Source organism: Nocardioides sp. Z21_20 (assembly GCF_059766585.1).
Genome location: NZ_JCBAJX010000006.1, coordinates 240,178 through 254,436, shown reverse-complemented (window position 1 = coordinate 254,436; position 14,259 = coordinate 240,178). Strand labels below are relative to the sequence as shown.

Annotated in this window: 11 protein-coding genes and 1 pseudogene; 9 read left to right on the top strand and 3 right to left on the bottom strand. The window is 72.6% G+C overall.

Features of this window, described 5'->3' with window-relative positions:
- Together AC6EH9_RS12380 and sucD are read left to right on the top strand one after the other, a co-directional pair.
- A pseudogene (locus AC6EH9_RS12380) lies at positions 1-569 on the top strand (ADP-forming succinate--CoA ligase subunit beta); the annotation flags it as partial.
- A 10-nt stretch (positions 570-579) separates the two neighbouring features.
- On the top strand, positions 580-1,476 hold the full coding sequence (sucD, locus tag AC6EH9_RS12375; RefSeq protein ID WP_498423515.1) for a succinate--CoA ligase subunit alpha: 897 nt from the start codon (positions 580-582) through the stop codon (positions 1,474-1,476).
- A gap of 274 nt (positions 1,477-1,750) precedes the next feature.
- Here the strand turns inward: sucD and AC6EH9_RS12370 are convergent, their stop codons facing one another.
- Entirely contained in the window at positions 1,751-3,604 is a 1,854-nt protein-coding gene (locus AC6EH9_RS12370; RefSeq protein WP_498423513.1) for a sigma factor-like helix-turn-helix DNA-binding protein, read from the bottom strand.
- A 125-nt stretch (positions 3,605-3,729) separates the two neighbouring features.
- Here AC6EH9_RS12370 and AC6EH9_RS12365 point away from each other — a divergent pair, with 125 nt between their 5' ends.
- The 5 genes from AC6EH9_RS12365 (at position 3,730) to AC6EH9_RS12345 (ending at position 8,604) form a co-directional block, all read left to right on the top strand.
- Positions 3,730-4,968: a cell division protein PerM gene (locus AC6EH9_RS12365; RefSeq protein WP_498423511.1), complete on the top strand. Its 1,239-nt coding sequence runs from the start codon at positions 3,730-3,732 to the stop codon at positions 4,966-4,968.
- A gap of 64 nt (positions 4,969-5,032) precedes the next feature.
- A complete protein-coding gene (purN, locus tag AC6EH9_RS12360; RefSeq protein ID WP_498423509.1) occupies positions 5,033-5,659 on the top strand; it encodes a phosphoribosylglycinamide formyltransferase in 627 nt (208 codons plus the stop codon).
- Complete coding sequence (purH, locus tag AC6EH9_RS12355; protein WP_498423508.1) at positions 5,652-7,268, top strand: bifunctional phosphoribosylaminoimidazolecarboxamide formyltransferase/IMP cyclohydrolase; 1,617 nt, start codon at positions 5,652-5,654, stop codon at positions 7,266-7,268. The genes purN and purH overlap by 8 nt, the downstream gene beginning before the upstream one ends.
- Before the next feature lie 47 nt (positions 7,269-7,315).
- The gene (locus tag AC6EH9_RS12350) at positions 7,316-8,173 is read left to right on the top strand and encodes a bifunctional methylenetetrahydrofolate dehydrogenase/methenyltetrahydrofolate cyclohydrolase (protein WP_498423506.1); all 858 of its coding nucleotides are present in this window, start codon (positions 7,316-7,318) and stop codon (positions 8,171-8,173) included.
- Positions 8,170-8,604: a DUF3017 domain-containing protein gene (locus AC6EH9_RS12345; protein WP_498423505.1), complete on the top strand. Its 435-nt coding sequence runs from the start codon at positions 8,170-8,172 to the stop codon at positions 8,602-8,604. Before AC6EH9_RS12350 ends, AC6EH9_RS12345 begins: the two co-directional genes overlap by 4 nt.
- 63 nt (positions 8,605-8,667) lie before the next feature.
- Here AC6EH9_RS12345 and AC6EH9_RS12340 read toward each other — a convergent pair whose 3' ends face one another.
- Complete coding sequence (locus AC6EH9_RS12340) at positions 8,668-9,657, bottom strand: malate dehydrogenase (RefSeq protein ID WP_498423504.1); 990 nt, start codon at positions 9,655-9,657, stop codon at positions 8,668-8,670.
- A 139-nt stretch (positions 9,658-9,796) separates the two neighbouring features.
- On the opposite strand from AC6EH9_RS12340, the gene AC6EH9_RS12335 reads away from it, so the two are divergent.
- Positions 9,797-10,513 carry a hypothetical protein gene (locus tag AC6EH9_RS12335; protein ID WP_498423503.1) on the top strand — a complete coding sequence of 239 codons (717 nt, stop codon included), beginning with the start codon at positions 9,797-9,799 and terminating at the stop codon, positions 10,511-10,513.
- 36 nt (positions 10,514-10,549) lie between these two features.
- Here AC6EH9_RS12335 and AC6EH9_RS12330 read toward each other — a convergent pair whose 3' ends face one another.
- Positions 10,550-11,746 carry an MIP/aquaporin family protein gene (locus AC6EH9_RS12330; RefSeq protein WP_498423501.1) on the bottom strand — a complete coding sequence of 399 codons (1,197 nt, stop codon included), beginning with the start codon at positions 11,744-11,746 and terminating at the stop codon, positions 10,550-10,552.
- 282 nt (positions 11,747-12,028) lie between these two features.
- Here AC6EH9_RS12330 and AC6EH9_RS12325 point away from each other — a divergent pair, with 282 nt between their 5' ends.
- On the top strand, positions 12,029-14,242 hold the full coding sequence (locus AC6EH9_RS12325; RefSeq protein ID WP_498423499.1) for an NADP-dependent isocitrate dehydrogenase: 2,214 nt from the start codon (positions 12,029-12,031) through the stop codon (positions 14,240-14,242).
- The last annotated feature ends 17 nt before the right edge of the window (positions 14,243-14,259 follow it).

Genomic DNA, 14,259 nt, shown 5'->3' with positions numbered 1-14,259 from the left:
ACCCGCTGGCGCGGCTGGCCGGCGACAAGCTCGAGGCGCTCGACGGCAAGGTCTCGCTCGACGAGAACGCCGAGTTCGAGGACAAGGCCGCGGCCGACCCGCTCGAGGCGAAGGCGAAGGCCAAGGGCCTGAACTACGTCAAGCTCGATGGTGCCGTCGGCATCATCGGCAACGGCGCGGGCCTGGTCATGTCGACGCTCGACGTGGTCGCCTACGCCGGCGAGGCGCACGGTGGGGTCAAGCCCGCCAACTTCCTCGACATCGGTGGCGGCGCCTCGGCGCAGGTGATGGCCGACGGCCTCGACGTGATCCTCAACGACGAGCAGGTCAAGAGCGTCTTCGTGAACGTCTTCGGTGGCATCACCTCGTGTGACGCCGTCGCGAACGGCATCGTCGGCGCCCTCGACATCCTGGGTGACGAGGCCACCAAGCCGCTCGTCGTCCGCCTCGACGGCAACAACGTCGAGGAGGGTCGTCGCATCCTCAACGAGAAGAACCACCCGCTCGTGACGCTGGTCGACACGATGGACGGAGCGGCCGACAAGGCCGCCGAGCTCGCGAACGCGTAAGGGACTGACTGTGTCTATCTACCTCAACAAGGACTCCAAGGTCATCGTCCAGGGCATCACCGGCGGTGAGGGCACCAAGCACACCGCGCTGATGCTCAAGTCGGGGACGCAGGTCGTCGGTGGCGTCAACGCCCGCAAGGCCGGAACCACGGTCACCCACGTCAACGCCGACGGCGAGAGCGTCAAGCTCCCCGTCTTCGGCTCCGTCAAGGAGGCGATGGCCGAGACCGGCGCCGACGTCTCGGTCGCCTTCGTGCCGCCGGCGTTCACCAAGGACGCCTGCATCGAGGCCATCGACGCCGGCATCGGCCTGCTCGTGGTGATCACCGAGGGCGTGCCCGTGCAGGACACGGCCGAGGTCTGGTCCTACCTGGACGGCAAGCAGACCCGGATGATCGGTCCGAACTGCCCCGGCATCATCTCCCCCGGAGAGGCGCTGGCCGGCATCACGCCCGCCACGATCGCCGGCAAGGGCCCGGTCGGCCTGGTCTCGAAGTCGGGCACGCTGACCTACCAGATGATGTTCGAGCTGCGCGACCACGGCTTCTCCACGGCCATCGGCATCGGCGGTGACCCGATCGTGGGCACCACCCACATCGACGCCCTCGCGGCGTTCGAGGCCGACCCGGAGACGAAGGCGATCGTGATGATCGGCGAGATCGGCGGAGACGCCGAGGAGCGCGCCGCGGCGTACATCAAGGAGCACGTGACCAAGCCGGTCGTCGGCTACGTCGCGGGCTTCACCGCGCCGGAGGGCAAGACCATGGGCCACGCCGGCGCCATCGTGTCGGGCTCCTCGGGCACCGCGCAGGCGAAGAAGGAGGCCCTCGAGGCCGCCGGGGTCAAGGTCGGCAAGACGCCGTCCGAGACCGCCGCCCTGATGCGGGAGATCCTGCAGGGCCTCTGAGGCTCCTCACCGGTCTGAACCGACGCGGTGGCCGCGACGCATCTCTGCGTCGCCGCCACCGCGTCGTGCTTTTCCCGGGCCCGCGGATGCGGTGCTGAACACCGAGCGTGCCCGCCGCCGCGCCGCGCCGCGCCGTACCGGCCACCGAGGCGCCGCCGCGCCCGCCCGGCGCCGTACTGGCCACACGAAACCCGCACTTCCCACGTGTTGCAACGTGTGGGAAGCGCGGGTTTCACGAGTTAACGTGTGAAAGCCGAGGCCCCTGGGACCCGCGTCAGCTAGCCGCCCCGCCACCACCGGCGGTGAACTCCGGCAGGCGCTCGCGGGCGCGCTCGGCCAGGGCGGTGAAGTCCTGCGGTGAGACGGTGACCTTGCCGCTGGGAACGAAGCCGACCTGGGCGACGGTGGCGCCCTCGCGCACGATCGCCATCAGGAACTCGACCGTACGGCGGTCGGAGACCTCGGTCGCGACCCGCCACACGGTGGTCTCGCGCTGCTTGCCGACCCGCTGGTAGACCTGGGTCACCTCGGAGGCCAGGTCCTTGTCGTCGCAGGTGCGCATCTTGTTGCGGACCTTGGCCACGAAGGCGCGCGCGGCCTGGGGCGAGGGGAGCACGCCCACCGTCTCGGTGAGGCCGAACTCGTCGGCCAGGCGTGCCTCGGGCACCAGGAAGCTGCGCGTCGTGCCGCGGCGCACCGGCGCCTTGCTGAAGTCGGTCTCGTCGCAGCGGGTCGAGGCGACGTTGAGGGTGGCGCGCTCGGCGTCGGTGCCCACCCAGGGCTTCGCGACGCCGGGCAGCGGCGGGAGGTCGACCTCGTGGAGCATCCCGCGGGCCTCGCCGGTCGGCAGCGGCGCGACCCGGCGGGGCTGGGGCGGGGCGGCGCAGGCACCGGTGCCGGGGGTGCCGCACATCGCGTTGACCGCGGCCGCGACCAGGGAGGCGACCGGGGTCACGTCGGCGGCGCGGGCGTCGGCGACCTGCCGGACCACAGCCGTGGTGAACCGCCCGGTGCGTGCCACGGCGACGGTGATCGTGGAGACCGGTCGCGCCCAGTCGCGCAGCACCACCATCGTGGACTCGTCGCCCACGCCGGGCAGGGAGTAGGTGTCCAGGACCTGGGCGCGCTCGTCGAGGCAGCCGCCGAACCAGCCGAGGGTCGTCTGGAAGGCCTGCTCCGCGCTGGCCGCGTCGCCGGAGAGCTCGGTGGCCTGGGTGACCGTCATCCGCGGACCGTTCGCGGGTCCCCGGCTGGGGAAGGTCCGGAAGAGGGCCGCGGTGCCGTCGGGGTCGGCGAAGCGCTGCTGCTGGCAGGGCAGCACCAGGCCGTCGCCGCTGGTGTTGTCGTCGGTGCGGGGCTCGCGCCAGGTCCGGCGGGGGTCGACGCGGGCCACCTGCTCGACGCTGAGCAGCCGGTCGGCGTCCACGTAGGTCCCCGGCGCCGCGGTGTCGGCGCTGGGCCCCTCGGTGCCGGTGAGGCGCTCGTCGGCCAGGGACGGGCGGACGCCGTCGCGCTGGGTCACCAGCGCGCCGCTGACGACCAGGGCCACGCCGACGACGGCCACGCCGACGGCGGTGCGGGTACGGCGCCGCGTGGCGCCGGAGCGGCGCAGGTCCGCGGCCGGCGGCCACTGCTCGTCGCGCACCGCGTGCTCCAGCGCAGCGAACAGCGTCGCGACCTCACTGGCCAGGATCTCGCGCCGGTCGGCCACCTTGATCTGCGCGGCGCGGAGGTCGCGCTCGACCACCTCCGGCCGCACGCCGGCCTCGCGCGCGATCTGCTCGTGGGGGAGGCCGACGAGCTGGTCGAGGAGCAGGATGCGGCGCTGCTGCTGGGAGAGCTTGCTCAGCGCCTCCAGAGTGGCGCGGCCGTCCTCGTCGAGGGTCTTGTCGCGGTGCAGGGGGCGGGTGGCGTGCCGGCGCTGCGCGTGGGCCCAGGCCTGGGGCCTGGCCCAGGCCTCCGGGTCCTCCAGCCGCGACACCTTGCGCCAGTTCTGCCAGGCCCCGACGAACGCTTCGCGCACCGCTGCGCGCGAGGCCGGCAGGTCGCCGGTCAGGGAGTAGGTCTGCAGCAGCAGCCGTTCCCGGGCGTCGGTGTAGAACGCGTCGAAGTCGTCGGGGGGCCTCATGACCTGTCCACCGTACGTGAGAGCGCCCCAGCGGGGCGAACCTCCGTCCGGCGGCGCTCGGGCGGGAAGCCCGCTCGGCGTGGGAGCCCGCGCGGGCCCTGGAGGCGGGTGATGATTGCCCGGTCATGACCTCGTTGCTGTCGCCGCCCAGTCGTCCGTCGAGTCGTCTCCGCGACTCGGGCCGGCACCGTCCGCTCGCTCTGATCGCCGTCTGCGCGGGCGCGCTCGCCGCTGTCTCCACCTTGGTGGTGTGCCTCGCCCTCGGGGTGGTCGGCTGGTTCCTCACCGACGCCGGAGCCCACGGCACCCCCCGCGGCGGTCTGCGCGTGGGGGCCCTGGGGTGGCTGGCCGGTCACGGCTCGGGGCTGGTCGTCCAGGGCGTCGCGATCACGGTGCTGCCCCTGGCGATCACCGCGCTGGCCGCGTGGGCGACCTGGCGCCTGGGACATCGCGCGGGGGAGGCGGTCTCGGGGCACGGGCCGGACGCAGCACGGATCGCCGACGGGGAGCGGGATTGGACCGTCGCGCTGACCTCGGTGCTGTTCGCGGCGGGCTACGCGGTCGTGGTCGCGGTGACCGCGACGCTGGCGGCGGGCGACGACGTGGGGCTCTCCTCGGGACGCGCCCTCGGCTGGTCGCTGGTGCTGACCCTGCTGCTCGGAGCGCCGGGGATCGCGGCGGGCTCCGGACGCGCCGCCATCTGGGCCGGCCACCTCCCGGAGACGGTAGCGGTGACCCTCGCCGCCTGTGCCCGGATCGTGCGGACCTTCCTGGCCGTGTCGTTCCTCCTCCTCCTCGGCGCCCTCCTGCTCGACCTCGGCGAGGCGGCCAACGTCTACGAGCGGCTGCACGCCGACGCCGGCGACACCGCCACCATCACCGCCGCAGGCGCGCTGCTGCTCCCCAACGCGACGCTGTTCGCGGGCTCCTACCTGCTCGGGCCCGGCTTCCTCGTCGGCGCCCAGACCCTGGTCTCGCCGGGGCTGGTGGTGCTGGGGCCGCTGCCCCTGTTCCCCCTGCTGGCCGCGCTCCCCGACGACGGCGAGACCAGCGCTCTGGTCGCCTCCCTGGTGGCGCTGCCCGCCCTGATCGCGGCGCTGGCGGTGGTCCGCAACCAGCGCCGCCACCCCACGCTGCGCTGGGACCAGGGCGCGCTGCGCGGCGGTGCCGGCGGTGTTCTCGCGGGCGTGTGCGTCGGAGCGCTGTCCGGACTCGCCGGCGGGGCGGTCGGTCCCGGCCGGATGAGCGAGGTGGGGCCGCTGGCCATGGACACCCTCGTCCACGCGGTCCCGGCGTTCGGGCTCGGCGGCCTGGTCGGGGGCCTGGCCATCACCTGGTGGCAGCGGCGCGCCGTCGGCGCGTAGCGCGCCCCTGACCACCGCCGGGCACGGGGCGAACGCGGAGCCCTGCCGTCGCTAGACTGCGCCCGTGTCCTCCCGCCCCCGTCCCGCGCGACTCGTGGTGCTCGTCTCCGGTTCGGGCACCAACCTGCAGGCGCTGCTCGACGCGGCCGCCGACCCCGCCTTCGGCGCCCGGGTGGTGGCCGTGGGCGCCGACCGCGACGGCATCGAGGGGCTGGCCCGGGCCGACCGGGCCGGGGTGCCGACCTTCGTCAAGAGCGTGCGGCAGTTCACCGGTCGTGACCGCTGGGACCACGCGCTGGCCGACACCGTCGCCGGCTTCGAGCCCGACCTGGTCGTTCTGGCCGGCTTCATGAAGCTGGTCGGCCCGGAGTTCCTCGCCCGCTTCGAGCACCGGGTGGTCAACACCCATCCCGCGCTGTGCCCCTCGTTCCCCGGCACCCAGGGGCCCGCCGACGCGCTGGCGTACGGCGTCAAGGTCACCGGTGCGACCCTGTTCGTGGTCGACGCCGGGGTCGACACCGGACCCATCGTCGCCCAGTGCGTGGTGCCGGTGGAGGATGACGACGACGTCGCCTCGCTCCACGAGCGGATCAAGGTCGCCGAGCGCCGGATGCTCGTCGACAACGTGGGCCGGATGGCCCGCGAAGGCTTCTCCATCTCCGACAGGAAGGTCCGGTTCGGCCGTGACTGAGCAGCAGGACGCACGCATCGAGATCCGCCGGGCCCTGGTGTCCGTCTACGACAAGGACGGCCTGGAGGAGCTGGCGCGCGGGCTCCACGCGGCCGGGGTGACGCTGGTCTCGACCGGCGGCTCGGCGGCGCTGATCAAGAGCCTCGGCATCCCCGTCACCCAGGTCGAGGACCTGACCGGGTTCCCCGAGTGCCTCGACGGGCGGGTGAAGACCCTGCACCCGAGGGTGCACGCGGGCATCCTGGCCGACCGGCGCCTGGACTCCCACGTCCAGCAGCTCGCCGACCTCGGCATCGAGCCCTTCGACCTGGTGGTCTCCAACCTCTACCCGTTCACCCAGACCGTCACCTCGGGGGCCTCTCCCGACGAGTGCGTGGAGCAGATCGACATCGGTGGCCCGTCGATGGTGCGCGCGGCGGCGAAGAACCACCCGTCGGTGGCGATCGTGACCTCGCCGGAGCGCTACGACGACGTGCTGCGCGCCGTCGCCGCCGGCGGCTTCACGCTGGCGCAGCGACGCGAGCTGGCCGCCGAGGCGTTCGTCCACACCGCGACGTACGACGTGGCGGTGGCGAGCTGGATGAACAACGTGCTCACCGACAGCTCCGGGGGCACCGGCTTCCCCGAGTGGATGAGCGCGACCTGGACGCTGGCCAGCCCGCTGCGCTACGGCGAGAACCCGCACCAGCGGGCCGCCCTGTACACCAACGGCTTCCAGCGCTGGCCCGGGCTGGCTCAGGGCCGCCAGCTGCACGGCAAGGAGATGTCGTACAACAACTACGTGGACGCGGACGCGGCCTGGCGCGCGGCGTACGACCACGGTGACCAGCCGACGGTCGCGATCATCAAGCACGCCAACCCGTGCGGGATCGCGGTGGCCGGTGAGGCCGAGGGGATCGCCGAGGCACACCGCAAGGCGCACGCCTGCGACCCGGTCTCGGCCTACGGCGGCATCATCGCCGCCAACCGCAACGTCACCGCCGAGATGGCCGAGACGGTGAAGGACATCTTCACCGAGGTCGTGGTGGCGCCCGGCTTCGACTCCGCGGCCCTCGACATCCTCACCGCCAAGAAGAACCTGCGGCTGCTGGTCGCCGACCCGCCGGCGCTCGGCGGCATCGAGACCCGTCCGATCTCCGGAGGGATGCTCGTGCAGAGCCGCGACGCGATCGACGCCGAGGGGACCGACCAGGACGGCAACCCCACCGGCGACGACGCCTCGCGCTGGCGCCTGGTGGCCGGCGACGCCGCCGACGACGCGACCCTGGCCGACCTGCAGTTCGCCTGGCGCGCGATCCGGGCGGTGAAGTCGAACGCGATCCTGCTCGCGCGCGGCGGCGCCTCGGTCGGCGTGGGCATGGGCCAGGTCAACCGGGTGGACTCCTGCCAGCTCGCGGTCGCGCGGGCCGGCGAGGAGCGCGCCCGTGGCGCGGTCGCCGCCTCGGATGCCTTCTTCCCGTTCGCCGACGGCCTGCAGATCCTGCTCGACGCGGGGGTCAAGGCGGTGGTGGCGCCCGGTGGGTCGATCCGCGACCAGGAGGTGATCGCCGCCGCGGCGAGCGCCGGCGTCACGATGTACTTCACCGGCACCCGCCACTTCGCGCACTGAACCCGCCCGTCCCGGACCGGCCGACCGCACCCCGAGGAGAACCACCCGTGACCGCACAGAAGCTCGACGGAACCGCCACCGCGAAGGCCATCAAGGACGAGTTGGGCGTTCGGGTGGCGGCGCTGCGCGAGCAGGGTGTGGTCTCGGGGCTGGGCACGATCCTGGTGGGTGACGACCCGGGATCGCGGTGGTACGTCAACGGCAAGCACAAGGACTGCGCCGAGGTCGGCATCGAGTCGATCCGGGTGGACCTGCCGGCCACGGCGTCGCAGGAGGAGATCGAGGAAGCGGTGCGCAGCCTCAACGACGACCCCTCCTGCACCGGCTACATCGTCCAGCTGCCGCTGCCGAAGGGCCGCGACGAGAACCGGGTGCTCGGCCTGATCGACCCGGCCAAGGACGCCGACGGGCTGCACCCGACGAACCTCGGCTGGCTGGTCCTCGGCCACGGCGCCCCGCTGCCGTGCACGCCGTTCGGCATCGTCGAGCTGCTGCGCCGCCACGGGGTGGAGATCGCGGGCGCCGAGGTGGTCGTGGTGGGCCGCGGCGTGACGGTCGGCCGTCCGCTGGGGCTGCTGCTGACCCGCCGTAGCGAGAACGCCACCGTCACCCTGTGCCACACCGGAACCCGTGACCTGGCCGCGCACGTGCGCCGAGCCGACATCGTGGTGGCCGCGGCCGGCGTCCCCGGGATCATCACCGGCGACATGGTCAAGGCCGGTGCCGCGGTGCTGGACGTCGGGGTCTCGCGCGTCGACGGCAAGCTCGCCGGCGACGTGGCCCCGGACGTGTGGGACGTCGCGGGGTGGGTCTCGCCGAACCCCGGTGGCGTCGGCCCGATGACCCGGGCGATGCTGCTGTCCAACATCGTCTCCATCGCCGAGAGCGCCGCGAGCGGCTCGTGACCTCCGAGCCGCTGGGTCGCCCGCCCGAGGAGCCCCAGGAGGGCGACGACGGCACCCGCGGCGACCAGGAGCGCCCCGAGGGACCCCCGGAGCAGCCGGCTGAGGAGCCCGCGCAGCCCGCGCAGCCCGAGGAGCCCGAGGAGCCCGAGGAGCCGCGACGCTACCCCCGGACGCTCGGCGGGATGCTCTACCTGGTGGTGCTCGCGGCCACCCTGATCGGTCTGGGCATCGTCAGCCTGGGCTCGTGGCGCGACGGGGTCTGCTGGGTGGGCGGCGCGCTGATCTTCGCGGCGCTGGTGCGCTCGGTGCTGCGCGGGCGGGACGCGGGGATGCTCGCGGTGCGCAACCGCCTCGTGGACGTGACCATGCTGGCCGTGGTGGGCGGGCTGCTGATCTTCCTGGCCCTGACGATCCCCGACCAGCCGGTCTGAGCCCGGACGCGACGACGCCCCCGTCCGAGGACGGGGGCGTCGTGATGGTGCCGGGGGAGTGCCTCAGATCAGGCCGAGCTCGGTCACCGCGTTGCGCTCGTCGGCCAGCTCGGCGGTCGACGCGTCGATGCGGGCGCGGGAGAAGTCGTCGATCTCCAGGCCCTGGACGATCTCCCAGTCACCGTTGTTGGTGGTGACGGGGAACGAGGAGATCAGGCCCTCGGGGACGCCGTAGGAGCCGTCGGAGACGACCGCCATCGAGACCCAGTCGTTCTCGGCGCTGCTGGTCAGCCAGTCGCGGGCGGCGTCGATGGTGGCCGAGGCCGCCGAGGCGGCCGAGGACGAGCCGCGGGCCTCGATGATGGCCGCGCCGCGCTTGGCGACGGTCGGGATGAAGTCGTTCTCGATCCAGGCCTGGTCGCCGACGACCTCGGCGGCGTTGCGGCCGCCGATCTCGGCGTGGAAGAGGTCGGGGTACTGGGTGGCCGAGTGGTTGCCCCAGATCGTCATCTTGTGGATGTCGGTGACCGAGGCGCCGGTCTTCGCGGCCAGCTGCGAGATCGCCCGGTTGTGGTCGAGGCGGGTGAGCGCCGAGAACCGCTCGTTGGGGATGTCGGGCGCGTTGGTCATCGCGATCAGCGCGTTGGTGTTGGCCGGGTTGCCGGTCACGCCGATGCGCACGTCGTCCGCGGCCACCTTGTTGAGGGCCTTGCCCTGGGCGGTGAAGATGGCGCCGTTGGCCGAGAGCAGGTCGCCGCGCTCCATGCCGGGGCCACGCGGGCGGGCGCCGACCAGCAGCGCGAGGTTGACGCCGTCGAAGATCTTCTCGGCGTCGTCACCGATCTCGACACCGGCCAGGGTCGGGAACGCACAGTCGTCGAGCTCCATGACCACGCCCTCGAGCGCCTTCAGAGCGGGAGTGATCTCCAGCAGGCGCAGTTCGATCGGCCGGTCGGGGCCCAGCAGCGCACCGCTCGCGAGGCGGAACAGCAGGCTGTAGCCGATCTGGCCGGCGGCGCCGGTGACGGCGACCTTGAGGGGAGTAGGGCTCACGAGGACTCCTAGCAGAAGAAAATTCTTGGGGTATGGATCTCCGATCCGACGCTAGCAGCGGTTACGCGAAGTCACGAGAGCGGGTACGCGCCGCGGACCGCCGCGCGGTCGCCGCCCCGCAGGCTGACATGCTGACCGGATGCATCGCCTGCCCGCCCTGGCCCTGGTCGCCGTGCTGGGGCTGACCTCCACCGTGCTGGCCGGGTGCGGGTCGTCGCCCGAGGCCAGCCCGCCCGCGGGAGTGGACGGGCTGGAGATCCCCACGCCGTCCCCGCACGCGGCGGACTTCGTCACCGGGGTGGACAATCCCTGGCTCGCCCTGGAGCCGGGAGCGGTCTGGACCTACGAGGTCGAGGACCCGAGCGCCGGATCGGCTGAGCGGACGCTGACGGTGACCGTGCCCGGTCGCACCCGCACGGTCGCCGGGATCGACGCGACCATCGTCGAGGCGAGGCTCACGGGCCCGCGGGGAGCGCGCGTCGAGCAGGATGAGATCTGGCTGGCCCAGGACGTCGACGGCAACGTGTGGCTGATGGGGCGCAGCGGGTCGTGGCAGGCCGGCGTGGCCGGCGCGCAGGCCGGCCTGCTGATGCCCGCGCGGCCGCGGGTCGGCGACGGCTTCTGGGAGTCCCTGGTGCCGGGCGTGGCCGACGTGCGGGTGAGCGTCGTCGCCCTGGACGCCGCGCGCACCGTGCCGGCGGGCGCGTTCAGCGACCTGCTGGAGACCGAGTCGCGCAGCGACGACGAGGCGGGAACCTCCACGACGTGGTACGCCGCCGGGACGGGCCTGCTGGCACAGCAGGACGTCACCGGCGGCGTACGCACGATGGAGCTGGTCTCGGTGGAGCGTCCCTGAGGGGTCACGCCACCGGAGTGGGCCGCGGCCCGGGGGTCAGTGACCCGAGGGGCGGATCTGGGTGCGGCCCTCGTCGTCGTCCGGTCCGGCCGGGTTCACCGGCGGCTGAGCGCCCGGCGCGGGCTGGCCCGGGGGGCGGTCCCACTGCTGCTCCCACTGCTGGGGCTGCTGCGGCTGCGGCTGCTCGGGCTGCGGGTAGCCCGCGGGGTCCCACTGCTGACCCTGCGAGTCCTGCGGCGCGGGCTGCTCGGGCTGCCACTGCTGGGCCTGGGGCTCCCACGTGCCCGGCTGGGCAGGGGCCTGCTGCTCGGGAGCCTGCTCCCAGGACTGCTGCTGGTAGTGCTGCGGGTAGCCCTGCTGCGGCTGCTCACCCTGCGGGTAGCCCTGCTGCTGGCCCTGGGCGGCGCCGCCGTACTGCGCGTAGGGCTCGTTCTGGTTCCACTGCTGCTGGTAGGCGTCCGGCGCCCCGTAGCCCGGCGTCGCGGCCTTGGGGGAGCGGGCGAAGTTCAGCCCCGACCCGGCGACCGGCTCGCGGTCGCGGCCGAAGAGCAGCGGGTAGGTGAAGCCGGCGATCGCGCCGCCGAGCAGGGGCGCGAGGATGAAGAGCCACAGCTGGACGATGGAGTCTCCACCGGCGAACAGGGCGGGACCGATCGAGCGGGCGGGGTTGAACGAGCCGCCGGTCGCCGGCAGCGCGAACATGTACAGCGCGACCAGGGTGAGGCCGATGGCCAGGGGGGCCAGCGCGGGGTGGTCGTTGCGGACGTCGCTGACCGCGAGCACGACGTAGACCAGCAGCGCGGTCAGCAGCATCTCGAGCAGGAACGCCGCCCACCACGCGTAGCCGCTGAAGTCGTCACCGAAGTAGTTCTGACCCATCGCGCCCTCGGCCTCGAAGCCCTCGAAGCCCTGGAGCAGGATGAAGAGCGTGAGCGCACCGAGGATCGCGCCGGCGATCTGGGCGCCGATGTAGATGCCTGCCTCGCGCCAGGGGAGGCGTCCTCCCAGCGCCGCGCCGAGCGTCACGGCGGGGTTGAAGTGGCCGCCGGAGATCCGGCCGAAGGCGTAGATCAGGGCGGCGTAGACGAAGCCGAAGGTGAGCGCGACCGAGGTGATCCCGCTGATCGAGTCCCCGAGGCCGGCGATGGCGAAGGCGCCGCAGCCGAGCAGCACGAACACGAACGTGCCCAATGCCTCCGCCGCGACCTTCTGCAGCACGGTGGGGGTGTCCACCGTGGCCGATGCTGTATCTGACATGTCTTCCAGTACCCCTTCAGGTTTTCGGGCGCGAGCGTCACCGCACGCGTGCTGCCCACGCCTTCCCTGGCCCGGGGCAGGCGAAACCCCCTCGCCGGCGCGCCCCCGCCTCACGTTGCCGCGGCGCGTGGCGGATGCGAGGCTGGCCGGTGAAGCCACGTCAGGTATCTTGACGTCAAGCGAAATTGCAGGCACGCACCGACGCTCCGCCTCGCACCCCAAGGCGAGGCGTCCCCGATTCCAGGAGTCGCCGCACCCATGGCCAAGATCATCTACACGCTCACCGACGAGGCGCCGCAGCTGGCCACCTACTCCTTCCTGCCGATCGTCGAGGCCTACGCCTCGACCGCCGGCGTGGAGGTCGAGACCCGGGACATCTCGCTGGCCGGGCGCATCATCGCCAGCTTCCCCGAGCGCCTCACCGAGGAGCAGCGCATCAGCGACGCCCTCGCCGAGCTGGGCGCCCTGGCCAAGCAGCCTGAGGCCAACATCATCAAGCTGCCCAACATCAGCGCCTCGATTCCGCAGCTCAAGGCGGCCATCGCCGAGCTGCAGGAGAAGGGCTACGACCTGCCCGACTACCCCGACTCCCCGTCCACCGACGAGGAGAAGGAGGCGCGTGCCCGCTACGACAAGATCAAGGGCTCCGCGGTCAACCCGGTCCTGCGCGAGGGCAACTCCGACCGCCGCGCGCCCGCCTCGGTCAAGCAGTACGCCCGCAGCCACCCCCACTCGATGGGTGCCTGGTCGGCCGACTCCAAGACGAACGTCGCCACCATGTCGGGCGACGACTTCCGCCACAACGAGCAGTCCGTGGTGATCGAGTCCGACGACACCCTCAAGATCCAGCTGGTCGGCGAGGACGGCACCACCACCGTGCTCAAGGAGTCGACCCCGGTGCTGGCCGGTGAGGTCATCGACGCCACCGTGATGCGGGTGGCGGCGCTGCGCGAGTTCCTCGCCGCCCAGATCGCCCGCGCCAAGGACGAGGACGTCCTCTTCTCGGTGCACCTCAAGGCCACCATGATGAAGGTCTCCGACCCGCTCATCTTCGGCCACGTCGTGGAGACCTTCTTCCCCCAGCTCTTCGCCGAGTACGGCGAGCAGCTCGCGGCCGCCGGGGTCAGCTCCAGCAACGGCCTCGGCGCCCTGCTCAACGCCGCCGCGAAGCTGCCGGAGGCCGACGCCATCAAGAGCGCCGTCGACCGCGACCTCGCCCAGGGCCCGAAGCTGGCCATGGTCGACTCCGACAAGGGCATCACCAACCTGCACGTGCCCAGCGACGTGATCGTGGACGCCTCGATGCCCGCGATGATCCGCACGTCCGGCCACATGTGGGGCCCCGACGGCAACGAGGCCGACACCCTCGCGGTGATCCCGGACAGCAGCTACGCCGGCGTCTACCAGGTCGTCATCGACGACTGCCGGGCCAACGGGGCCTTCGACCCGACCACGATGGGCTCGGTCCCCAACGTCGGGCTGATGGCCCAGGCCGCGGAGGAGTACGGCAGCCACGACAAGACCTTCGAGATCCCGGCCGCCGGCACCGTCCAGGTCCTCGACGGCTCGGGCGCGGTGCTGCTCGAGCAGCAGGTCGCCCCCGGCGACATCTGGCGCGCGTGCCAGACCAAGGACGTCCCGATCCGCGACTGGGTCAAGCTGGCTGTCACCCGTGCCCGCGCCACCGGCTCCCCGGCGGTGTTCTGGCTCGACGACACCCGCGCCCACGACCGCAACCTGATCGCGAAGGTGAAGCAGTACCTGCCCGAGCACGACCTGGACGGGCTGCAGATCGAGATCATGTCCCCGGTCGAGGCGACGAAGTTCTCCCTGGAGCGGATCCGCCGCGGCGAGGACACCATCTCGGTGACCGGCAACGTGCTGCGCGACTACCTCACCGACCTGTTCCCGATCCTCGAGCTCGGCACCAGCGCCAAGATGCTGTCGGTGGTCCCGCTGATCAACGGCGGCGGCCTGTTCGAGACCGGCGCCGGCGGCTCGGCCCCCAAGCACGTCCAGCAGCTGGTCAAGGAGAACCACCTGCGCTGGGACAGCCTGGGCGAGTTCCTCGCGCTGGCGGTCAGCTTCGAGCACCTGGCGCAGACCTCGGACAATGCCCGGGCGCAGATCCTGGCCGACACCCTCGACCGGGCGACGGCGACGTTCCTGAGCGAGAACAAGTCGCCCAGCCGCAAGGCGGGCCAGATCGACAACCGCGGCAGCCACTTCTACCTCGCGCTGTACTGGGCGCGCGAGCTCGCCGCCCAGAGCGACGACGCCGAGCTCGCGGCCGCCTTCGCCAAGCTCGCCGAGACCCTCGGCGAGCAGGAGGAGAAGATCAACGAGGAGCTGCTCGCCGTCCAGGGCTCGCCGGCCGACATCGGCGGCTACTACCAGCCCGACCCGGAGAAGGCCGCCGCCGTCATGCGGCCCTCGGCGACGCTGAACGCGGCGCTCGCCCAGCTGGCCTGACCCGGCCCGGCACCGGC

What these genes read in the sequence shown, in the direction of transcription:
- AC6EH9_RS12365 (WP_498423511.1), top strand. Translation starts at nt 3,730, where the DNA reads ATGACCTCGTTGCTGTCGCCGCCCAGTCGTCCGTCGAGTCGTCTCCGC.
- AC6EH9_RS12370 (WP_498423513.1), bottom strand. Translation starts at nt 3,604, where the DNA reads ATGAGGCCCCCCGACGACTTCGACGCGTTCTACACCGACGCCCGGGAA.
- AC6EH9_RS12325 (WP_498423499.1), top strand. Translation starts at nt 12,029, where the DNA reads ATGGCCAAGATCATCTACACGCTCACCGACGAGGCGCCGCAGCTGGCC.
- AC6EH9_RS12335 (WP_498423503.1), top strand. Translation starts at nt 9,797, where the DNA reads ATGCATCGCCTGCCCGCCCTGGCCCTGGTCGCCGTGCTGGGGCTGACC.